At 67.3% G+C, this 21649-nt stretch carries 20 protein-coding genes and 3 tRNA genes; 17 read left to right on the forward strand and 6 right to left on the reverse strand.

The genetic code is table 11. From position 1 onward, the window contains the following. The first annotated feature begins 58 nt into the window (after nucleotides 1–58). The 5 genes from dusB (at nucleotide 59) to AC1DBE_RS13510 (ending at nucleotide 4972) form a co-directional block, all read left to right on the forward strand. Nucleotides 59–1237: a tRNA dihydrouridine synthase DusB gene (gene dusB, locus AC1DBE_RS13490; protein ID WP_476879273.1), complete on the forward strand. Its 1179-nt coding sequence runs from the start codon at nucleotides 59–61 to the stop codon at nucleotides 1235–1237. Beyond that, on the forward strand, nucleotides 1230–2519 hold the full coding sequence (locus AC1DBE_RS13495) for a deoxyguanosinetriphosphate triphosphohydrolase (protein ID WP_476879274.1): 1290 nt from the start codon (nucleotides 1230–1232) through the stop codon (nucleotides 2517–2519). Before dusB ends, AC1DBE_RS13495 begins: the two co-directional genes overlap by 8 nt. A 65-nt stretch (nucleotides 2520–2584) precedes the next feature. Continuing rightward, on the forward strand, nucleotides 2585–4540 hold the full coding sequence (gene dnaG / locus AC1DBE_RS13500; protein ID WP_476970856.1) for a DNA primase: 1956 nt from the start codon (nucleotides 2585–2587) through the stop codon (nucleotides 4538–4540). A gap of 138 nt (nucleotides 4541–4678) precedes the next feature. After that, a tRNA-Asn gene (locus AC1DBE_RS13505) sits at nucleotides 4679–4751 on the forward strand. A 148-nt stretch (nucleotides 4752–4899) separates the two neighbouring features. Continuing rightward, nucleotides 4900–4972 (forward strand) — tRNA-Asn (locus AC1DBE_RS13510). 131 nt (nucleotides 4973–5103) lie between these two features. Here the strand turns inward: AC1DBE_RS13510 and AC1DBE_RS13515 are convergent. Continuing rightward, on the reverse strand, nucleotides 5104–5511 hold the full coding sequence (locus AC1DBE_RS13515; protein WP_476970857.1) for a hypothetical protein: 408 nt from the start codon (nucleotides 5509–5511) through the stop codon (nucleotides 5104–5106). A gap of 461 nt (nucleotides 5512–5972) precedes the next feature. Continuing rightward, nucleotides 5973–7196 (reverse strand): multidrug effflux MFS transporter, encoded by a 1224-nt coding sequence (locus AC1DBE_RS13520; RefSeq protein ID WP_476970858.1) that lies wholly within the window; start codon nucleotides 7194–7196, stop codon nucleotides 5973–5975. Between the two features lie 276 nt (nucleotides 7197–7472). Between AC1DBE_RS13520 and AC1DBE_RS13525 the strand changes: the two genes are divergently transcribed. The 6 genes from AC1DBE_RS13525 to AC1DBE_RS13550 all read left to right on the forward strand — a co-directional run bounded on the left by AC1DBE_RS13525 (nucleotide 7473) and on the right by AC1DBE_RS13550 (nucleotide 12902). Beyond that, the gene (locus AC1DBE_RS13525) at nucleotides 7473–8369 is read left to right on the forward strand and encodes a phage holin family protein (protein WP_476970859.1); all 897 of its coding nucleotides are present in this window, start codon (nucleotides 7473–7475) and stop codon (nucleotides 8367–8369) included. A gap of 55 nt (nucleotides 8370–8424) precedes the next feature. Next, nucleotides 8425–9093, forward strand: a complete 669-nt coding sequence (locus AC1DBE_RS13530) for a CDP-alcohol phosphatidyltransferase family protein (RefSeq protein ID WP_476879279.1) — start codon at nucleotides 8425–8427, stop codon at nucleotides 9091–9093. Further along, complete coding sequence (locus AC1DBE_RS13535; protein ID WP_476970860.1) at nucleotides 9093–9998, forward strand: DMT family transporter; 906 nt, start codon at nucleotides 9093–9095, stop codon at nucleotides 9996–9998. The genes AC1DBE_RS13530 and AC1DBE_RS13535 overlap by 1 nt, the downstream gene beginning before the upstream one ends. Nucleotides 9999–10107: 109 nt before the next feature. Further along, nucleotides 10108–11307: a glycosyltransferase gene (locus AC1DBE_RS13540; protein ID WP_476970885.1), complete on the forward strand. Its 1200-nt coding sequence runs from the start codon at nucleotides 10108–10110 to the stop codon at nucleotides 11305–11307. A 123-nt stretch (nucleotides 11308–11430) separates the two neighbouring features. Beyond that, nucleotides 11431–11504: transfer RNA gene (locus AC1DBE_RS13545), tRNA-Ile, on the forward strand. A gap of 207 nt (nucleotides 11505–11711) precedes the next feature. Further along, the gene (locus AC1DBE_RS13550; RefSeq protein WP_476970861.1) at nucleotides 11712–12902 is read left to right on the forward strand and encodes an acyl-CoA dehydrogenase family protein; all 1191 of its coding nucleotides are present in this window, start codon (nucleotides 11712–11714) and stop codon (nucleotides 12900–12902) included. A gap of 53 nt (nucleotides 12903–12955) precedes the next feature. Here AC1DBE_RS13550 and AC1DBE_RS13555 read toward each other — a convergent pair whose 3' ends face one another. Then, nucleotides 12956–13528, reverse strand: a complete 573-nt coding sequence (locus tag AC1DBE_RS13555; protein WP_476970862.1) for a murein hydrolase activator EnvC family protein — start codon at nucleotides 13526–13528, stop codon at nucleotides 12956–12958. 458 nt (nucleotides 13529–13986) lie between these two features. On the opposite strand from AC1DBE_RS13555, the gene rpsB reads away from it, so the two are divergent. The 6 genes from rpsB (at nucleotide 13987) to AC1DBE_RS13585 (ending at nucleotide 18945) form a co-directional block, all read left to right on the forward strand. Beyond that, nucleotides 13987–14859, forward strand: coding sequence for a 30S ribosomal protein S2 (gene rpsB, locus AC1DBE_RS13560; protein WP_476878717.1), 873 nt, complete (start codon nucleotides 13987–13989; stop codon nucleotides 14857–14859). 143 nt (nucleotides 14860–15002) lie between these two features. Beyond that, entirely contained in the window at nucleotides 15003–15839 is an 837-nt protein-coding gene (gene tsf, locus AC1DBE_RS13565) for a translation elongation factor Ts (protein WP_476903780.1), read from the forward strand. A gap of 136 nt (nucleotides 15840–15975) precedes the next feature. Next, nucleotides 15976–16713, forward strand: coding sequence for a UMP kinase (pyrH, locus tag AC1DBE_RS13570; protein WP_476878719.1), 738 nt, complete (start codon nucleotides 15976–15978; stop codon nucleotides 16711–16713). Between the two features lie 75 nt (nucleotides 16714–16788). Further along, nucleotides 16789–17346 (forward strand): ribosome recycling factor, encoded by a 558-nt coding sequence (gene frr, locus AC1DBE_RS13575; protein WP_476878720.1) that lies wholly within the window; start codon nucleotides 16789–16791, stop codon nucleotides 17344–17346. Then, on the forward strand, nucleotides 17346–18266 hold the full coding sequence (locus AC1DBE_RS13580; RefSeq protein ID WP_476970863.1) for a phosphatidate cytidylyltransferase: 921 nt from the start codon (nucleotides 17346–17348) through the stop codon (nucleotides 18264–18266). Before frr ends, AC1DBE_RS13580 begins: the two co-directional genes overlap by 1 nt. A 94-nt stretch (nucleotides 18267–18360) precedes the next feature. Then, on the forward strand, nucleotides 18361–18945 hold the full coding sequence (locus AC1DBE_RS13585; RefSeq protein WP_476878733.1) for a DivIVA domain-containing protein: 585 nt from the start codon (nucleotides 18361–18363) through the stop codon (nucleotides 18943–18945). Nucleotides 18946–19034: 89 nt separating this feature from the next. Here AC1DBE_RS13585 and AC1DBE_RS13590 read toward each other — a convergent pair whose 3' ends face one another. Genes AC1DBE_RS13590 through AC1DBE_RS13600 form a run of 3 tightly spaced genes read right to left on the reverse strand, consistent with a single transcriptional unit; the run spans nucleotide 19035 to nucleotide 21635 of the window. After that, nucleotides 19035–20501 (reverse strand): sodium/solute symporter, encoded by a 1467-nt coding sequence (locus tag AC1DBE_RS13590; RefSeq protein WP_476878722.1) that lies wholly within the window; start codon nucleotides 20499–20501, stop codon nucleotides 19035–19037. Between the two features lie 7 nt (nucleotides 20502–20508). Beyond that, the gene (locus AC1DBE_RS13595) at nucleotides 20509–20919 is read right to left on the reverse strand and encodes a DUF485 domain-containing protein (protein WP_476878723.1); all 411 of its coding nucleotides are present in this window, start codon (nucleotides 20917–20919) and stop codon (nucleotides 20509–20511) included. After that, on the reverse strand, nucleotides 20916–21635 hold the full coding sequence (locus AC1DBE_RS13600) for a LytR/AlgR family response regulator transcription factor (protein WP_476878724.1): 720 nt from the start codon (nucleotides 21633–21635) through the stop codon (nucleotides 20916–20918). Before AC1DBE_RS13600 ends, AC1DBE_RS13595 begins: the two co-directional genes overlap by 4 nt. Between the last annotated feature and the right edge of the window lie 14 nt (nucleotides 21636–21649).

Below are 21649 nucleotides of genomic sequence, written 5' to 3' on the forward strand. Positions count from 1 at the left end.
ATTTCCACATAGCCTGGCCGGATCCCGTCGATTTGCCCGTCTTTGAGACAATGGTCGGGTGACTGTTGTAGCAACCCCTCCCGCCCCCAAGCTGGAATTGCCGCCCCTGAAGCTGGGCCCCATCACGGTGGACACCCCCGTGATCCTGGCCCCGATGGCGGGCATTACCAACTCCGCCTTCCGCAGGCTCTGCCGGGAATACGGCGGCGGTTTGTACGTGGCTGAAATGGTGACCTCCCGCGCCCTCGTGGAGCGCACCCCGGAGTCGCTGCGCATTATTTCGCACGACGAGGACGAGAAAGTCCGTTCCGTCCAGCTCTACGGCGTGGATCCCGTGACGGTCGGCCAGGCCGTCCGGATGCTGGTGGAGGAGGACCGCGCGGACCACATTGACCTGAACTTTGGCTGCCCGGTGCCCAAGGTGACCCGGCGCGGCGGCGGTTCCGCGCTGCCCTGGAAGACGGACCTCTTCACCTCGATCGTGCAGACCGCGGTGAAGGAAGCGTCCAAGGGCAACATCCCGCTGACCATCAAGATGCGTAAAGGCATTGACGATGACCACCTCACCTACCTCGACGCCGGCCGCATCGCCCGCGACGCCGGCGTGGCCGCCGTCGCCCTGCACGGCCGCACCGCCGCGCAGTTCTACTCCGGCAAGGCCGACTGGTCCGCCATTGCCCGCCTGCGCGAAGCCCTCCCGGACATTCCGGTCCTCGGCAACGGCGACATCTGGTCCGCGGAGGACGCGGTCCGGATGGTGCGCGAGACCGGGGTGGACGGCGTCGTCGTGGGCCGCGGCTGCCAGGGCCGCCCGTGGCTGTTCGGCGACCTGATGGCAGCCTTCGAGGGGAGCGACGTCCGCCACACCCCGGCCCTCCGCCAAGTGGCCGAAAGCATCTACCGGCACGCCGAGCTGATGGTCGAGACCTTCGGCGACGAGGGCAAGGCCCTCCGCGAGATCCGCAAGCACATGGCCTGGTACCTCAAGGGCTACGTGGTGGGCAGCGAGCTGCGGAACCGGCTGGCACTCGTGACCAGCCTCGAGGTCCTCCGCAGCACCCTCGACGAACTCGACCTCGACTCGCCGTACCCGGGCGCCGACGCCGAGGGCCCGCGCGGCCGCGCCGGCTCGCCCAAGAAACCGGCCCTGCCCAAGGACTGGCTGCTCAACCGGAGCCTCGATGCCGAGCAGTCCCACGAGATCTCCTTCGCCGAACTGGACGTCTCCGGTGGCTGAGACCCGGACAACCGCGCCCGTACTCGATGGCTACGTGGACCGCGACTGCGCCCGCTGGGTCGAGGAACCGCCCAAGAGCACCTACCGCTCCGACTTCGAACGCGACCGCGCCCGGGTGCTGCACTCCTCGGCGCTGCGCCGGCTCGGGGCCAAAACCCAGGTGGTCGCCCCGGACACTGACGACTTCGTCCGCACCCGGCTCACCCACAGCCTCGAGGTGGCCCAGGTGGGTCGCGAGCTCGGCCGTGCCCTGGGCTGCGACCCGGACGTTGTGGACACCGCCTGCCTGAGCCACGACCTCGGCCACCCGCCCTTCGGGCACAACGGGGAGTCGGCCCTGAACGAGGTCGCGCACGCCATCGGCGGCTTCGAAGGCAACGCCCAGACGCTGCGCCTGCTGACCAGGCTCGAACCCAAGGTCCTCGCCCCGGACGGCCGGCCCGCCGGCCTGAACCTGACCAGGGCCAGCCTGGACGCCGCAGCCAAGTACCCGTGGTCCGCCGAGGACGCCCCGGTCATCCACGGCCAGCGCACCAGCAAGTTCGGCGCCTATGAGGACGACCTGCCGATCTTCGAATGGATCCGCGAGGGCGCTCCGGAACGCCGCTCCTGCCTTGAGGCCCAGGTCATGGACCTCGCCGACGACATCTCCTACTCCGTGCACGACGTCGAGGACGCGATCGTCGCCGGGCATTTCCAGCTGCGCTGGATGGACAACCCGGACCACCGGGCACGGGTGGTGGGCTACGCCAAGCAGTGGTACCTGCCGCACAACGACCCCGCGGCCATCGACGCCGCCCTGGCGCGGCTGGAATCCACCAGTGTCTGGGTGCGGGAGGCCGACGGTAGCCGCAAGTCCATGGCGGCCCTGAAGGACATGACCAGCCAGCTGATTGGCCGGTTCTGCCAAAGCGCGCTGGAGACCACCCGTGCCGTCTACGGTCCCGAGAACCTGACCCGCTACAACGCCGAACTCATCGTCCCGGACGAGACCGTGATGGAAATCGCCGTGATGAAGGGCCTGGCCACCACCTTCGTGATGACCACCGAGCACCGGCAGCCCATCTACGAACGGCAACGCGAAGTGCTGCACGCGCTCGTGACCGCCCTGAACGCCAGCGGCGACCGGCACCTGGAACCGATGTTCGCCGCCGACTGGAGGGCCGCGGAAGACGACGGCGCGCGGCTGCGGGTCGTGATCGACCAGGTCGCCTCACTTACCGACGGCTCCGCGCTGGCCATGTACGAACGGCTTGTCGGCAGCCTCCCGTCGCTGTGGTGACGGGCACCGGTGACGGCGCTCATAGGCGGCCCACCGGCGTCGCACCCGGGTACTAGGATGGCACTGTGGCCGGCCTGATCAAACGTGAAGATATCGACGAGGTACGCCAGCGTACAGACATCAAGGAAGTCGTCGACGGCTATGTGACCCTCAAGGGCGCCGGGCTGGGTTCCTTCAAGGGGCTGTGTCCCTTCCACGACGAGAGGTCGCCCTCGTTCACCGTGCGTCCGCAGGTGGGCCGCTACCACTGCTTCGGTTGCGGCGAAGACGGCGACGTCATCTCGTTCGTGCAAAAACTGGACCACACATCCTTCCACGAAGCCGTGGAAAAGCTCGCCGCCAGGATCGGCTACGAGCTGCGTTACGAGGACGGCGGGTCCGGGCCCAACCGTGAGGAAATCGGCCGCCGCCAGCGCCTGCTCGACGCGCACAAAATTGCGGACGAATTCTTCCGCGCCCAACTGCTGACCCCCGGCGCCACGGAGGGCCGGAACTTCCTCTACGGTCGCGGCTTCGACCGCGCCGCCGCCGAACAGTTCGGTGTCGGCTACGCCCCGCAGGGCTGGGACTCGCTGCTCAAGCACCTCCGCGGCCGCGGCTATACCGACGCGGAACTCAAACTCACCGGCATGTTCTCCGAGGGCGGCCGGGGCATCTACGACCGTTTCCGCGGCCGGCTGATCTGGCCCATCCGCGACATTGCCGGAGACACCATCGGGTTCGGCGCACGCAAGCTGTACGAGGACGACCAGGGCCCCAAGTACCTCAACACACCGGAAACCGCGCTCTATAAGAAATCTCAGGTCCTCTACGGCATCGACCTCGCCAAACGGAATATTGCCAAGGACCGCCAGCTCGTGGTGGTGGAGGGTTACACCGACGTGATGGCCTGCCACCTGGCCGGAGTCACGACGGCGGTGGCCACCTGCGGCACCGCGTTCGGCACCGAACACATCAAGATCGCCCGCCGGCTGCTGTCCGACGACGGCAGCGGGGGAGAGGTCATCTTCACGTTCGACGGCGACGCCGCCGGCCAGAAGGCTGCCCTGCGCGCGTTCGAAGAGGACCAGCGCTTTGTGGCCCAGACCTACGTCGCGGTGGAACCCGGCGGTTCGGACCCCTGCGAGCTGCGCCAGGCCAAGGGCGACTCCGCCGTCCGGGACCTGATCAACACCCGCCGTCCATTGTTCGAATTCGCGATCCGCGCAGCGCTCAAGCGGCACAACCTGGACACCGTCGAGGGCAGGATCGCCGCGCTGCGTGAATCCGCCCCCGTGGTCGCGCAGATCCGCGACGCCGGCATCCGCCCCGCCTACGCCCGCGAACTGGCCGGCTGGCTGGGTATGCCGGTCGAGGAAGTCAGCCGCGCCGTGGGCGCTGCAGCCAAACGCCAGGCCCAGGGCCCGTCCGGAGGCTCGGGGCAGGCGTACGGCCAGAACCCTGGTCCGAACTCCGGCCAGTACGCGGGCCGCCCTGGCGGCACGGGCCCCGGTTCGGCGCCCGGCCTGGCGCCGCTGCCGCCGTTGGCCGCGCTTCCTGCCTTCAACCGGCCGGACCCGCGGGACCCCGTGGCCGCGATGGAACGCCAGGCCCTTGAGGTCGTCCTGCAGGAGCCTGCCATCCTTGAGGGTGCAACGTGGGAGCGCTTCTCGGAGGCCCGGTTCTCCACGCCGGCCTACCTGGCCATCCACGAGGCCATCCGCGCCACCGGCCCGGGAGCCATCGGCGACCCCGCCCGGTGGGTGGAGCTGCTGCTGCAGGAAGTGCCGGAGCCGTTGCGGCCCCTCGTGTCTGAACTCGCCGTCGTGCCCCTGCCGGCAAGTACGGCCGAGGCTGTCCAGCGGTACTGCCGCGATATTCTTGCCCGGCTGTTCGAGCTCCAGATCACCCGCGTCAAGGCGGACAAGATGGGCCAGCTCCAGCGCCTGGACGCCTCGGCGGACCCAGAGGCGTTCCAGCGACTGAACCGTGAACTCATGGAACTGGAGATGCAGCGGCGCTCGCTTCGGATGGACGGGTGAGCCCGCCGCGTTGACGCTGGTGCTTGCCCGTGCCGGTTTGGGGCCGATGCCGGTGGGCGGCGGGGCAGTCCGGTGGGGATCGGGCGGGGTCAATTTCGCTTCCCGGCAGGGTGTTTGCTAGGCTTATATCCGCTTCATTCCTCCTTAGCTCAATTGGCAGAGCATTCGACTGTTAATCGAAGGGTTGCTGGTTCAAGTCCAGCAGGAGGAGCGCACAGTCCCCGTTCCGGGTCACCGGAACGGGGACTTTTTGTATACCCGGAGGGGGTATCTGTGGCAGCCGGGCAGTGTGGTCAGGACGTCCGGCCCCGCCGATTTCCCTCGCGGTGAAACCTTTGCTAATGTCATACCTGCTTCATTCCTCCTTAGCTCAATTGGCAGAGCATTCGACTGTTAATCGAAGGGTTGCTGGTTCAAGTCCAGCAGGAGGAGCGGACAGGCTCCGCGGCCGGTGAATAACCGGCTGCGGGGCCTTTTTTCTTGGCTTGGACTTTGGCCGGGCTGCCGCTGAGCCGCCTGCCCGGAACCTGCTGCGGCACCGTGAACGCTGGTGGCGCCGAGCCTCAGACGAAATACATTTCGACCTGCAGGAAGCGCTCCGCCTCGGCTACAGCCGCCTGGAAGGCTTCGGCCTCGGTGGGGGACTGACGGGGTTCACGCGGATGCCATTCATGGGCCGAGGAGTGCACCCGGGTGAAGCCACCCCGTGGCGGCGCGTAGAAAATGCCAAAGCGCTGAACCGGCCATTCCCGGGATGTCTCGGGCGCCACCAGGAGGGCCGAGTCGTACGCCGGGTTGTACCACTGTGCAATGGGCCGACGCCGGTCGTCGGTGAACAACCCGGCCGCGTAGAGGGCCGCCGACTGGGGACTGGTCTGCGAGCACAGCCGGTCCCACCACAGAGGCAGAATACCGTCGTCGCACCGCTGCCACGTGGCCGGAAGGGGAGGCGGGTCCTGCCAGTCAGGCACACAACAACTTTATCGCCAGCCGCAGGCCGGGAACAGGGTAGCCCGACCCACCCGGAGTGTGGACATGTCCTGTTTCCGAGGCCACGGATGGACATGCCCCGTTTCCGAGGCCCCGGATGGACATGTCCGTTCGCGGGGCTAGCGGTTGGACATATTCGGATTATGTCCAGTGCTGGGAGCCGGGGGTGAGCATGTCCATCCGGCTGAGGGAGCATGTCCTGTCTCCAAGTTCAAGGATGGACATGTGCGTCGGAGAAGGGCGGCCGATGGGCATGTCCATTCGCGGGAGTGGGCATGTCGTGTGGCCGCGGTTAGGGATGGACATGTTGGTTCGTGGAGACCACCGATGGGCATGTCCATCCGGATTCCACGCAGCCCGCGGCGCATGTCCTGCCTCCGCGGCCACCGATGGGCATGTCCATCCCTGGGGTCGGCAGGTGGGAGTGCCGGACGGGCTCGGGCTAGTGGATTGAGGGCACTGTCCGGGGCCGGACGATGAACCAGAGGGATCCGGCGGCCAGCAGGATGCAGCACGCCTGGACGGCTCCCATCGGGGTCGCCGAGCCGAGGCCCAGCCAGCCGACCACCGGAGAGATGATGCCGGCCATGAGGAAGGTCGCGGCCCCCAGGAGGGATGCCGCCGTGCCGGCCTGTGCGCCGTGCTTGGCCAGTGCCAGGACCTGCACGCAGGGGAACGTGAACCCGGTCCCCAGGATGTACAGCCAGAGCGGGACCATGACCCCCCACAGGCCGAAGCCGAGCCGGTCGAAGACCAGGATCAGTACCGCCATCGTGAACATCCAGGCCGTCGAGCAGGCCAGGATCCACTGCGGCGGGACGCGCTTGATCAGGCGTGAGCTGGTCTGCACACCGGCAACGATGCCAAGCGAATTTATCCCGAACAGCAGGCCGTACTGCTGCGGGGAGAACCGGAACAGCCCCTGGAACAGGAACGGCGACGCCGACAGGTACGTAAAGAGGCCGCCGAAGTTCAACCCGCCCAGCAACAGCAGGCCCACGAAGATCCGGTCGGCGAACAGGACGCCGTATCGCTGGCGGGCAGTCATTCCGGTGGTGCCCCGAAGTTCGCGCGGAAGGGTTTCACGGACCACAAACAGCGCCGCGATGATCACGCAGGTCCCGTAGCCGGCAAGGAAGAAGAAGATCCCGGGCCACGGCATCAGCAGCAACAGTTGGGAGCCAATGACCGGCGCGAGGATGGGGGCCAGTCCGTTGACCAGCGCCATGCGCGAAAACATCCGGACCATGGCGTAGCCGCTGAAGAGGTCCCGGACCATTGCCATGGCCACCACGCCGCCGCCGGCGGCTCCGATGCCCATGAGGACTCGGAACAGGCCGAGGGTGGCGATATCAGTGGACAGCGCGGCGCCGAGGGAAGCTCCGATGTGCACCGCGGTGGCCAGAATCAGCGGCAGCCGGCGGCCGAACTTGTCGCTGAGCGGACCCACCACCAGTTGGCCGAGGGCGAAGCCGACGGTGGTGCCCGTCAGGGTCAGCTGCACCGCGGCCTCGGTGACTCCGAGGCTCGCCTCCAGGGCGGGAAACGCCGGCAGGTAGAGGTCCACCGTGAACGGACCAAGGGCGGTGAGGGCGCCAAGCATCAGGATGTACAGGAGCTTGCGACGGCGGCTCAGGGAATCGCCCGGATTGGTGGGTGTATGCACAGTGGTCAATCCTAGGGCCGCTCCGGGCAAGCCACGCCGAAGGCCGCGCTCCGTCTGCGCCGAGGCCGGGCCCGGCGTAGCCGCATCGCGTCCCGCCGCCGCCCCAACGCTCGCCACCCCACCGCTTCCCGCGCGCCACGGCGGCCCGCCCGGCCGCCTGCGGGGCGCCGTCGGGAGCCTGAATGGTAGTTTTGACACCTGGGAGTGCGTGAAGCTGCGCAGACCCCGCAATCCAGCGGAAGCGGAATCACTGATGGAACCAGTTAGGCGGAACCGATGAGCGGACGGCACACCGGCACTACAGGCGGCGGGCTGCGTCTCTCCGCGCTGCCCAAGACCCTGAAACTGATCTTCAAGCTGGCGCCACGGCAGCTCAATGACGAGATTGCCTTCGCCAAGGCCGAGCTCAAACGCAAAGGCATCCAGGTGGGCGTCGCCGCGGCCTTCTTCGCCGTCGCCCTCATCTTTGTCGCGTTCCTGGTCATCGGGCTCATCGTGGCCGCCATCATGGGCCTCGCCACGATCATGCCCGCCTGGCTCGCCGCCCTGTTGGTCTGCGCCGCTTTCCTGGTGATCGCCCTGATTGTGGGCCTCATCGGCTACTCCCGGTTCAAGAAGGCCATGCCGCTGCTCCCGGAGGAGACCATCCGCGGCCTGAAGTACGATCTCGGCATCGCCAAGGAAGGCTCCTCGTTCGACGCCGCCCTCCTGGACCCCAAGTCTCCGCAGGCCAAGGCCGCGAAGGCTGAAAAGGAAGCGGCCGCAGCCAAGGCCAAGGCCGAAAAGGAAGCCAAGAAGGCAGCCGAGCAGCCCGATCTTGGTCCGGCCCCGACCGAAGCCGATCTGCGCCGCCGCCTCGACCAGCGCCGCCAGCACCTCACCGGGGTCCGCGACGAGCTGGGCCAGGAACTGGACGTGAAGACGCAGGCCCAGGCACTCCTTGCCGCCACCCAGCACCGGCTCGGAGAAGGTAAAGAGCTCGTCGATGACAAGGTCTCCGGCTTCCGCGCCCAGGTCAAGGCCACCCAGGCGAAGGCACGCGACACCGCAGGCACCCCGGCCGCGGAGACCGGACCCGCGGCCGAACTCAGCAAGCGCTGGAAGCCGCTGGCCGCCCTCGCGGCGTCGTCGGCAGCCCTTGTGTTCCTGCTTCGCCGACTCCTCAAGGGCTAGGCGCTGCCCTGAACTCCGACACTAACTCGTTGCCGGCTGTGGGAAGGGGGAACAGATGAAGTTCATCGGCGCTGGCGCACGCCCCGGGCAGCCCGAGATCCACCACGACGCGGTCTTCACCCTTCCCAACCTGCTGACAGTGGTGCGCTTCCTCGGCGTGCCGCTGTTCATCTGGCTGGTGCTGGCCAAACAGGAGTACGGCATCGCAGCATTGGTCCTGGCCGTGATGGGCAGCACCGACTGGGTGGACGGGTACATCGCCCGTCGCTTCAACCAGATGTCCAAGCTCGGGCGCATCATGGACCCCATCGCGGACCGGTTGTCCCTGATCGCTGTGGCGGTCACGCTGGTGATCGCCGGCGTCGTCGAATGGTGGTACCTGACCGCTCTCCTGGTCCCGGACATGGTGCTGCTCGTGATCTCCCTCTTCTACTTCCACAGCCACCCGGACCTGCCCGTGAGCCGGATCGGCAAAATGCGGACGGGCCTGCTGCTGCTCGGCACGCCGCTGCTGGTGCTGTCCAAGCTGCCCATCCCCGGGACCGGCGCCTATTTCCTGGCGGCGTGGATCTGCCTTGGCCTCGGCCTGGTGGGGCACTGGATTGCGGCGTACAACTACTTTTGGGCGATCATCCGCAAGGGCCGGAGCCGCAAAGCCGGAGTCGCCGCGGGGGATTCCTCCGGTAACGCTGCCGGCGGGACCGACGACGGCGGTTTGCGCTGATGGTCTGGCTTGCGGTTGTGCTGGCGGTACTTGGCGCCTTTTTCCTGGCATTTGGTGCCCAGCGCCAGGGCAGCGCCGTCAAAGCGGACACCGGCGGTCTCGCCCTCAGCTCCCACGGTTTTCTCCGCCTGCTCCGTAACCCGCGCTGGGTCCTGGGCTTGTTGCTTCTGTGCACCGGAACGGCGATGAACGCCGTCGCACTGGTGTCGGCACCGCTGACTGTGGTCCAGCCGATCGGGGCGATAGCCCTGGTCATCACCACCGTCATCAACGCCAAGGACCAGGGACTCAGCATGAACCGGGCCACAGTGGTGGCCATCAGCGCCTGTGTGACCGGCTCCGCCCTCTTTGTGGTGCTGGCCGTCAATGTCACGCAGGAAAACCACCACGTCAGCGCCACGGATGAACTCACCATCGTGCTCCTGCTCGCATTGGCTGTGGGCCTTTTCGGAACACTGGCCGTGCTCTTCAAACACCGGATGAGCGCCTTCGTCTACATCCTCGGAGCAGGTGTGCTGTTCGGCTTCGTGGCCGTCCTGACGCGCATCATAGGCAAGCACCTGCTCGACCCCAACGGGCAGTTCCTGCTCAACGTCCAGTGGTACACCCTGGTGGCCATCCTCGCGGCCGGCGGCCTGGGATCCTGGTTTGTGCAGAGTGCCTACTCCGGCGGGCCGCCGGACCTGGTGATTGCCGGCCTGACCGTCATCGACCCGATCATCGGCATCGCGATCGGCATCGTGATCCTGGGCGAACTGCGCTCCGACGTCCACGCCGTGACGGCGATTGCCATGGGCGCGGCCGCTCTCCTTGCTATCGTGGGAGTGATCGCCCTTTCCCGGCACCACCCCGAGGTCACCAAGCGCAAGAAGGACGCGCGCAAGGCCGCGGGTCGGCTGTCCTAGGGGCGGCGCCACAGACTTCAGGCGCAGGCCCGGCGCCTGCACCGACGGCCAGCGGGCCTCACCAGCCCCGCTGACCGCCCCGTGACCACCAGGAGCCCTCCCCGTGACCATGCCCGTGAACGACCACCCCGACAAACCGCTGACCATCCTGATTGCGGCCGACACGTATCCGCCGGACGTCAACGGTGCCGCGCAGTTCGGCTACCGGCTGGCCAAGGGCATGACCGGCCGCGGGCACGACGTCCATGTCCTCGCCTGCCGCGCCAGCAAGGGAAAGAGCTACAGCGAGTTCCGCGACGAGGCCACCGTGCACCGCCTGCGCTCCCACTCCGTGCCGACCCACGAATACTTCCGGATCACGTTCCCATGGGAGATCAAGAAGGAAATCGGGCTGCTGTTTGACCGGATCCAGCCGGACGTAGTGCACATCCAGAGCCACTACATGATTGGCGAGCACGTCCTGTACGAGGCTGTCCGGCGCGGCATCCGCATTGTTGCGACCAACCACTTTATGCCGGAGAACCTGAACCCGTTCCTGCCCTTCCCGCAGTGGTTCAAGGACATCGTGGGCCGCGTCTCCTGGCGGGACATGGGCAAGGTGATGGGCCAGGCCGACGTCGTGACGACCCCGACGCCGCTCGCCGCCAAAGCCATGCACCAGCACGCCTTCCTCCGCAAGGTCCTGCCGCTGTCCAACGGAATCGATGCCGCGGCGTACGAGCTGCTGCCCGGCGAGGAGGCAACCAGGCACTCCAGCCCCACTGTCCTGTTCGTCGGCCGCCTCGCCGAAGAGAAGCACATCGACGTCCTGATCGATGCCGTATCCAAAACGCCGGCCAGCCTGGACGTCCACCTGGAGATTGTCGGCGGCGGCGAGGTGCGGCCCGCGCTCGAAGCGCAGGTTGACCGGCTCGGCCTCAAGGACCGGGTGAAGTTCCTCGGACTGGCCAGCGATGAAGAGCTCCGCCGGGCCTACCTCAGCGCGGACCTGTTCTGCATGCCCGGCACAGCTGAACTGCAGTCCCTTGTCACCCTCGAGGCGATGTCCGCGTCCACCCCCGTGGTGCTGGCCGATGCCATGGCGCTTCCGCACCTGGTGCGCGACGGCGAGAACGGCTACCTCTTCACGCCGAACGACAGCAGCGACCTCGCCGCGAAGATCGAAAGCGTGCTGTCGCTGCCGGCGGACGAACAGGCGGCCATGGGCAAGGCGAGCCGCAGCATGGTGGAAAGCCACAGCCTCGGGCGCACGCTGCAGACCTTCGAAGACATCTACCGCGGGGCCAGCTACGACGACCTCGTCGTCTAGGCGAACGGCGGGGCGGCCCGACGCATCCCGGCGCTAGTGCCCGGGCCGGGCCGTCTACTATTGCTAGAGTGTTTTTGCCCGGATCACTCCGGCCCGCCACGGGTCCGGGGTCGCCGGGCCCACGGGGCTATAGCTCAGCTGGTTAGAGCGCGGGACTCATAATCCTAAGGTCCTCGGTTCAAGTCCGAGTAGCCCTACAACAATCCGGATGCACCGGACCCACCCCGGCCGGCGGGGCCGCAGCAGGCGCGCATGCGCAGGCTGCGGCCCTTTTTTGTGCCCCGAAACAGGCAGCCAGATACTTGCCAGCAGGTCCGAACCTGCGATATGTTACTGGTGAGTAACTTAATGCGGCGTGACGCCGTACCCTTTTGATCACTGCTGATCACGAGTGAAGGAACAACATGTCCAAAGCTGCAATCGACATCAACAACCTCCCCTACGCGGACGGCGACTTCTTCGCTTTCGAGCAGCTGCTCAGCGGCAAGGAGCAGGACCGGCTGGCGGAGGTGCGGGAGTTCATGGCCCGCGAGGTGAAGCCGATCGCCGTGGACTGCTGGAACCGCGGGGAATTCCCCATGGAGCTGATCCCTAAGCTGGCAGAGATCGACCTGGTCAGCCCGGTCCGCCGCCAGGGCTACTCCAACCTCTTCGCCGGCATCCTCCACGCCGAGGCCACCCGCGCCGACACCTCGATCGCGACCTTCATGGGCGTGCATGACGGGCTGTTCACCGGTTCCATCGAGGCCCTCGCCTCCCAGGAGCAGCAGGAGGCCTGGCTGCCGGATATCTACTCCCTGAAGAAGATCGGCGCGTTCGGCCTGACCGAGCCTCTGGGTGGCTCCGACGTCGCCGGCGGCACCCGCACCACCGCCCGGCGGGAGGGCGACAGCTGGATCCTCAACGGCGCCAAGCGCTGGATCGGGAACGCCACCTTCTCCGACTGGGTAGTCATCTACGCCCGGGACCTGGCCGACAACCAGGTCAAGGGCTTCCTCGTGGACACCAAGACCGAGGGCTTCAGCGCCACGAAGATCGAAAACAAGATCTCGCTGCGCACCGTCCAGAACGCTGACATCACCCTCAGCAACGTTGTGGTCCCGGACTTCTTCAAACTGGCCAACGCCAACAGCTTCCGCGACACCAACAAGGTCCTCAAGGTCACCCGGCTGGCCGTTGCGTGGCAGGCCGTGGGCCAGCAGCTCGCCGCTTTCGACGTCGCCCGCCGCTACGCCGTCGAGCGCAGCCAGTTCGGCCGTCCGATCGCTTCCTTCCAGCTGGTCCAGCACCAGCTGGTGCAGATACTGGGCAACGCCGTCAGCTCGATGGGCATGATGGTCCGCCTCTCCCAGCTCGAGGACGCCGGCGAGGCCAAGGACGAACAGTCCGCCCTCGCCAAGGCGTTCACCACGGCCCGAATGCGCGAAAGCGTCGCCATCGGCCGAAGCCTGCTTGGCGGCAACGGGATCGTCACGGACTACGAGATGGCCAAGGTCTTCTCCGACGCCGAGGCGATCTACTCCTACGAGGGCACCCACGAGATCAACACCCTCGTCACCGGCCGGGCCATCACGGGCATTTCGGCCATCGTCTAGGCCCCGCCGGCCGGCGGCGATGCCCCGGCCTGACGCGGCACCACTGCGGCCCTTCATCCCGAGCCCCCCAGCCCGTCACCGGGTCGTACGGGCGGCAGCAGGATGGAGGGCCGCAGGTCCATCACGAAGGCCAGCGGGTTGACGTAGTCCTCCCCGCGCCGCACGCCCCAGTGGATGCACGGTGTACCGCCACAATGGCCGGGCAGTGAACGTCCCACCACAGCCCCGCGGACCACGGCCTCGCCGGGGTGAAGGTTGCTGGAAACGGGTTCGAAACTGCTCCGCAGCCCGCCGCCGTGGTCGATCGTGACCACCGGCCGGTCCACCACAAAACCGACGAAGCTGACCGTGCCCGAGGCCGGTGCGGTGACCGCGGCGCCGTCGGACGCCGCCTGCAGATCCACGCCCCGGTGCCCGCTCAGCCAGGGCCGGTCCGGCGGATCGAACGCCCGCAGCACCGCCGGCCTGGGGGAGAGGGGCCAGGTCCATCCCCCGGCGGGAACCGCGGTGCCTGCCAGTGCGGGCGCCGCTGCCCGTGCGGGCGCCGCTGCCCGTGCGGGCGCCGCGGCCGGCGTCGCCAGGGCCAAAACGAGCAGCAGCGCTGCCGGAAGTGCGGGTATCCTCATGCCGCCAGCCTGCCGCGGTCCCCGCCGGCCGAGAAGCCCGCGACGCCGCTATGTGGATTCCCCTCGAGCCTCCTTCCCGCAGCCCCGGGAGGGCCCCTAAACGGTCCCTGAGTGCGGGTGCGCTGTAGTACACTTGGTGGAGCAGTTTGCTGTGCCCTCATGCCTTATGCCACTCCGATGGTTCATTCCGATGATCCGTGTGCGTGGCCGGGCAGCACGTCTCATTCAGGAGTGCGGGAGCAGTGGCTGACTACGCGTATCCAGCCCTCCCTATCCGAAGCCCGGCTTCCGGGTGTGGAGGACTGCGCCTCTTACGGTCCGGCCTAGGCCTGGATGAGGGGTGCGGTGGATGCCAGGAGGAACACCCGCCTGGGTGTTGCTAATCAACCGTCAACTATTGGCAGGGTAAGAGGGTCCATGGGCTCTCTCATGAATGACCTGCCGGAAGGAGCGTCGGCATGCCCGTCGTAACTATGCGCCAGCTGCTTGACAGCGGCGTCCACTTTGGACACCAGACCCGTCGTTGGAACCCGAAGATGAAGCGTTTCATCTTCACGGAGCGCAACGGCATCTACATCATTGACCTCCAGCAGTCGCTGTCCTACATCGACCGTGCCTACGAGTTCGTAAAGGCCACCGTTGCACACGGCGGCACCGTTCTCTTCGTCGGCACCAAGAAGCAGGCACAGGAAGCTATTGCCGAGCAGGCCACCCGCGTCGGCCAGCCGTACGTCAACCAGCGTTGGCTCGGCGGTATGCTGACCAACTTCCAGACGGTTTCCAAGCGCATCCAGCGCATGAAGGAACTCGAAGAGATCGACTTCGACGACGTCGCCGGTTCCGCTTACACCAAGAAGGAACTGCTGCTTCTCCGCCGCGAGCTGACCAAGCTGGAAACCAACCTCGGTGGTATCCGCAACCTGACCAAGGCGCCTTCGCTCCTCTGGGTTGTCGACACCAAGAAGGAACACCTCGCCGTTGACGAGGCCAAGAAGCTGAACATCCCGGTTGTTGCCATCCTGGACACCAACTGCGATCCGGACGAAGTCGATTTCCCGATCCCGGGCAACGACGACGCCATCCGCTCCGTCAACCTGCTGACCCGCGTTGTCGCCGACGCCGTTGCTGAGGGCCTCATCGCCCGCAACCAGCGCGCCACCGGCACCACGGAAGCCCCGGAAGAGCCGCTGGCCGAGTGGGAGCGCGAGCTCCTCGAAGGCAGCAAGGCTGAAGAGGCTGCCGCTCCGGCCGCCGCTGAAGCTGCCGCTCCGGAAGCAACCGAGGCTGCCCCGGCCGCCGAAGCTGCTCCGGCCGCCGACGAAGCCAAGTAGTCAGACAAATAAATCTGGATCTCCCCGCCCGCTTCAGGCAGTTGCCTGCAGCGCAAGGGGTACCGACAGGATGGCTGCTCACTGGGTGAGCAGCCGTCCTGTTGGTCCGTACACCACATAAATTTCTAGACAGAGGGGTTCACATGGCGAACTACACTGCCGCTGATATCAAGGCTCTGCGCGAGCGCACCGGCGCCGGCATGATGGATGTCAAGAAGGCTCTTGACGAAGCCAACGGTGACGCCGAGAAGGCCATCGAAATCATCCGCATCAAGGGCCTCAAGGGCGCCACCAAGCGCGAAGGCCGCTCCACCGCTGAAGGCCTGGTTGCTGCCAAGGTCAACGGCGGCGTCGGCGTGATGATCGAGGTCAACTGCGAGACCGACTTCGTCGCCAAGGCTGACAAGTTCATCCAGCTCGCCGACAAGGTGCTTGCCGTTGCTGTTGAGTCCGGCGCTGCCGACCTCGACACCCTGCTCGCCACCGAGGTCGACGGCAAGCCGCTGTCCGAGGTTGTTATCGAAGAGGGCGCAGTGCTGGGCGAGAAGGTTGTCGTCCGCCGCATCGCCCGCATCGAAGCCCCGACGGTCGACGCGTACCTGCACAAGACCTCCAAGGACCTCCCGGCCCAGGTCGGCGTGCTGTTCGCTGTTGACGGCGAAGGCGAAGCTGCTGCCACCGCCGCCCACGACGTCGCCGTGCACGTCGCTGCCATGGCTCCGAACTACCTGACCCGCGAGGACGTTCCGTCCGAGCTGGTCGAGTCCGAGCGCCGCATCGCCGAGGAAACCGCCAAGGCCGAGGGCAAGCCCGAGGCTGCGATGACCAAGATTGTGGAAGGCCGCGTGACGGGCTTCTACAAGGGCGAGGTCCTCGTTGACCAGGCATTCGCCAAGGATGCCAAGAAGTCTGTCGCCCAGGTCCTCGAAGAGGCCGGCGTCAAGGCAACCGGTTTCACGCGTTTCCGCGTCGGTTCCTAAGTAGGACACGCTGAGGGGGTGGTCACTGCGGTGGCCACCCCTTTTGCATGCACCCGGGAACGCTGGCCCGGGGCGGAATGCAGCCTTTGGTCCCCGGCACGATAATCTTTTCAAAGCTCACCAACGGGAAGGCACCATGGAAACCGTCAACAATTCAGCCCAGCCAAAGAAGACCAGGCGCCGCGTGCTCCTGAAGCTGTCCGGCGAGGTTTTCGGCGGCGGCAAACTGGGCGTTGACCCGGACACTGTCCGCGGGGTCGCCAAGCAGATCGCGGCCGCTGTGCCCGACGTCGAGGTCGCGATCGTCGTCGGCGGCGGRAACTTCTTCCGCGGCGCCGAACTCTCGCAGAGCGGCATGGACCGCTCCCGCGCCGACTACATGGGCATGCTCGGCACCGTCATGAACTGCCTGGCCCTGCAGGACTTCCTGGAGCAGGCGGGCGTGGAGACCCGCGTCCAGAGCGCCATCACCATGGGACAGGTTGCGGAGGCCTACATCCCGCGCCGCGCCATCCGCCACATGGAGAAGGGTCGCGTTGTGATCTTCGGCGCCGGCGCCGGACTCCCGTACTTCTCCACCGACACCGTCGCCGCGCAGCGCGCCATGGAGGTGCACGCCGACGTCGTCCTGATGGCCAAGAGCGGGGTCGACGGCGTCTACACCGCCGACCCGAAAAAGGACCCCACCGCCGAGAAGCTGCACAGCCTCAGCTACGACGAGGCCCTCCGCCGCGATATCCGCGTGATGGACCAGACGGCGATGACCATGTGCAAGGACAACAACCTGACCATGGTGGTGTTCGGCATGGAGGGCGAGGGCAACGTGACCCGGGCCATCCGCGGCGAGGACCTGGGCACCGTAGTCACCCCCTAGCTGCGGCTAGGATGTTTTTTAGGACAGTTCCGCACCCCGGGCAATGGGGCGCGCACTATTTTCTGAGGAGAGACCGTGATCGAAGAAACCTTGCTCGAAGCCGGGGACAAGATGGACAAGGCGGTTGAGGTAGCCAAGGAAGACTTCGCCTCGATCCGCACCGGCCGTGCCACCCCGGGCCTGTACAACAAGGTCATGGTGGAGTACTACGGTTCGCCCACGCCGCTGCAGCAGCTGGCGTCGTTTGCCGTCCCGGATGCGCGCACCATCCTCATCACCCCGTTCGACAAGACCGCACTGCGGGACATCGAACGCGCCCTGAGCGACTCCGAGGTCGGCGCCAACCCCTCTAACGACGGCAACGTCATCCGGATCACCATCCCGGAACTGACGAAGGAACGCCGCAAGGAATACGTCAAGATCGTCAAAGCCAAGGGCGAGGACGCCAAGGTCTCCATCCGCAACATCCGCCGCAAGGCCAAGGAAACCCTGGACAAGCTGGTCAAGGACGGCGAGGCAGGCGAGGACGAGGGCACCCGCGGCGAGAAGGAACTGGACGCCCTGACCAAGTCCCACGTCGACGGCATCGATGAGCTGCTCAAACGCAAGGAAGCCGAGCTGCTCGAAGTCTGATGGCGGACGAGGAACAGGCCCCCGGACCGCGCGTCCGGGTACGGGGGAAAGAGCGGAAAAATCCCACGCCCAAGGCCGGCCGGAACCTTCCGGCCGCCACGGCGGTGGGCCTCGCCATGCTCTTTGCCGTCCTGGGGGGCCTGCTCTTCCTGCCCCTGGCCTTTGTCATGATCGTCACGGCCTTCGCCGTGTTCGGTGTCTGGGAAGTCTTCCGGGCCCTCGAAGCCTCCGGCACCCGGCTGCCGATCATCCCGGCCATGACAGGCACCATCGCCATGCCGCTCGCGGCCTACTTTGGCGGCCCTGAAAGCCTGATGTTCGCCATGCTGCTTAGCAGCGTGGCGGTGCTCCTGTGGCGCTCCCTGGAAGGTGCCGCCGGATCCGCCCGCAGCATCTTCGCCGGCGTCTTCACCATGGCCTGGGTGCCGTTCCTGATCAGCTTCGCCGTGCTGCCGCTGCATGCCTCCGGCGGAGTCACCCCGATCGGGCCCTGGCCCGGCGGCGTGGTCCCGATCGGAGCCTGGGAGATCGGGACACTGCTGCTGCTGGTGGTCTCCAACGACACCTTCGGCTACCTCGTGGGCGCCTCCCTCGGCAAACACCCGATGGCCCCGAAGATCAGCCCGAAGAAATCCTGGGAGGGTTTCGGCGGATCCATTGCCGGCGCCGTGGTGGTCGGCATCCTCGCCAGCATCTACGTCCTCGGTGAGCCCTGGTGGTTCGGTGCGGCCCTGGCCGTGGGAATGGTTGCCGCCGCAACGGCGGGTGACCTCGCCGAGTCCATGGTCAAACGCGAGCTGGGCATCAAGGACATGGGCAACATCCTGCCGGGCCACGGGGGAGTCATGGACCGGCTGGACTCCATCGTGTTCGCTTCACCGGTGGCCTTTATGATCTTCTCCGCCGGAGCCGGCGGCTAACACACCCCTCCCCGCTCCCGGTGCCTAGAATGGTGCCGAGCAATCACGCCTGAACGTGGCGCAACCAGAGCCGAACGGCATCGAAGGAAACAACATTACAGTGGACATTCAACGGCAGATCCCGGCCTCCTTTGACCGCGTGCAGCGGAACCAGTACGGCTACAACGCCAAGCAGGTGGACCAGTTCCTGCAGCGCGCCCGGGTTTCGTTCGAATCGCCGCACGCCGCCGGACGCTCCATCAAAAGCGCTGACGTCCGCGCCGTCTCATTCGACCCCGTCAAGGGCGGCTACTCCGCGGCCGGCGTCGACGCGGCACTGGACCGCCTCGAGGACGCCATGGCGCGGCGGGAACGCGACGAGCTGATCGGGGAGCGCGGCGAGGACGCTTGGCTCCGCGAAATCGGCCGGCTCGCCGGACTGCTCCGCGGCCGGCTGCACCGTCCCGACGGCCAGCGCTTCCGCCGCCCGGCCAAGGGCAAGGTGCGCAGCTACAACACCACCGACGTCGACGATCTCTGCCACGAACTGATCGGCTACCTCGAAGAGGACCAGCCGCTGAGCGTCGACAACATCCGCCGCGCCGTCTTCCGCCCCGCCGTCGGCCGCGAAGGCTACGAGGAAAACCAGGTGGATGCGTTCCTCGACCGGGTGGTCGAGCTGATGGCCGCCATCGACTGACCCGTTCCCGCGCCGGCGCGCCAGCTAACGCGCCCGGCCGACTAGCGGCCGACTAGCGCCCGACTAGCCCGCGGCAAGCGCCCGGCGGACTAGCGTTCAGTGACGAGCGGCCGTTCCGGGGTATGCAGCCGGGTCATCAGCCGGGTGATGGTCCGCGGCACCCGGCCCTGGGTGGCGCGCGACACCAGCACCATCACCGCGAAGGCGGTCGGGACCGTCCAGGCGGCCGGCTGGGCCAGCCAGGACGGCGTCCCCGCGGCGCCCAGCACGGCGCCCGCGATCATGGCGCCGCCGCAGGCGGCCGCCCCCGTCAGCATCCCGGCGATCGCCCCGGCGTCGGTCAGGCCGCGCCACCAGATGCCTAGGAGCAACACCGGGCAGATGGTGGAGGCCGTAAAAGCGAAGACCAGGCCCACACTGCCGGCCAGCGCCGTGGAGTCCGTCATACTGGCGATCCCGAGCGGAACCACGGCCGAGATCAGCGCCGCGAGCCGGAAGCCCCGCACACTGCCGCCGAGCACGTCCTGGCTGATGACGCCGGCCAGGGACACCACCAGCCCCGACGTGGTGGACAGGAACGCCGCGAAGGCCCCCGCCACGACGAGGGCCGACAGCAGGTCCCCCGCCGGCCCCCCGATCATCCGCCCCGGGAGCAGGAGCACCAGGGCATCGGCCTGGCCGCTCTTGGCCAGGCCCGGCGCGAAGACCCGGCCGATCAGGCCGTAGGCCGTCGGGAAAAGGTAAAACACCGAGAGCAGGCCCAGGACAATCAGGGTGGTCCGGCGGGCGGACTGCCCGTCGGGATTGGTGTAAAAGCGCACCAGCACGTGGGGGAGCCCCAGCGTCCCGAAGAGCAGGGCCACCAGCAGGGAGATGTTCTGGTACGGCCCGGCGGCGGCCAGCGCCGTCGGATTCACGGCGGGCTCCGCGGCGGCGGGTGAGCCCGTGCCGGCCAGGACGAACAGGATAAAGAGGACCGGGACGGCCAGCGCGGTCAGTTTCAGCCAGTACTGGAAGGCCTGGACGAAGGTGATGGACCGCATCCCGCCGGCCACCACCGTCACGCAGACGACGGCCACGACGGCCACCTGACCCACCCACGCGGGCAGCCCGGTGGTGATCCGGATGGCCAGGGCGGCGCCGTGGAGTTGCGGGACGATGTAGAGCCAGCCGACCAGCACCACCACCAGGCTCGTGACCCGGCGCACCGCCCTGGAATCCAGCCGGGCCTCGGTGAAATCAGGGATCGTGTAGGCCCCGGAACGCCGCAGCGGGGCGGCCACAAACAGCAGGAGCATCAGGTAGCCGGCCGTGTACCCCACCGGGAACCATAACGCGTCCGTGCCCGAGAGCAGGATGAGTCCGGCGACGCCGAGGAAGCTCGCGGCGGAAAGGTATTCGCCGCCGATCGCCGAGGCGTTCCACCACGGTCGCACGGTGCGGGAGGCGACGTAGAAATCCCCGGTGGTCCGGGAGATCCGCAGACCGTAGAAACCGATCATGGCGGTGGCCAGCGACACGGCGGCAAATGCGGCAATGCCCACGACCGGGTTCACCGGCGGCTCACCTGTCCCCGGCCAGGTCGCGGTAGCGTGCCTCGTTCCGCGCCGCCGTGCGGACATACAGCCAGGCGCTCAGCCCAATGACCGGGTAGATCCCCGCGCCCAAAAGGACCCAGTCGAACGGTAGTCCGGCGATGCGCAGCTCCGCCAGGCCCGGCACCAGCGCCAGCATCAGGGCGAACGCGACGAGGATCAGCAGGAAGCCGGCGGCCACCACGATGCCCAGCCGCAGCTGCGAGCGGATGAGGGACCGGATGAAGACCTGCCCGGCGTCGGATTCCTCGGCGGCCTCCCGGGTGTCCGCGGCCGTCCGGCCGGCGAAGTCCGTCCTGGCGGCGCCGGCATCGGGGCTGCCCGCGGCCAGGCTTCCCGGGTTCAGGCTTCGGGGTGCGGTGACACGGACCCGGGTCATGCCTGCGGCCGGATCCGGGTCGCCTCAAGCTTCTCCCGGACCGGGGGCAGGTGCCGGCGGCTGATGGGCAGCTCCGCGCCGGTGACCGTGACGCTGGGCCGGGCCGCTGCAAGCTTCATGTGGCTGACGTGGTTCAGGGCGATCAGGTAGGACCGGTGGATCCGGAGGAACCCGGCGTCGGACCACTGCTGCTCCAGGTCCGCCAGCGGCACCCGGATCAGGTAGCTGGCGTCGGCGGTGTGCAGCCGGGCGTAGTCGCCCTGCGCCTGGACGTAGGTGACGTCGTCGCGGCGGATCATCTTGGTGGTCCCGCCCAGATCAACGGTGATCATCTCCGGAACCGGCGCCCCTTCACGGAGCAGTTCGCTGATCCGGCCGACCGACTTGGCCAGCCGCTCGGCCCGGACCGGTTTGAGCAGGTAATCGACCGCTGCCAGTTCGAAAGCCTCAAGCGCGCACTCCTCGTCGGCCGTGACGAAGACGACGGCGGGCGGCTTGGCCGAGCGGGAGATGACCCGGGCGATGTCCAGCCCGGAGAGCGCCGGCATATGGATGTCCAGGAAGACGGCGTCGACGTCTTCGGATTCGAGGGCGCGCAGCGCCTCGGCGCCGGAGGACGCCCGGTGGATGGCCCCGATCCGCTCGTCCCGGCCCAGCAGGAAGGCCAGTTCCTCGACGGCGGGCAGCTCGTCGTCGGCGACGAGGACGTTAATCATGGTTCTAGGGTACT

It is taken from the genome of Arthrobacter sp. 10T416 (assembly GCF_056394165.1).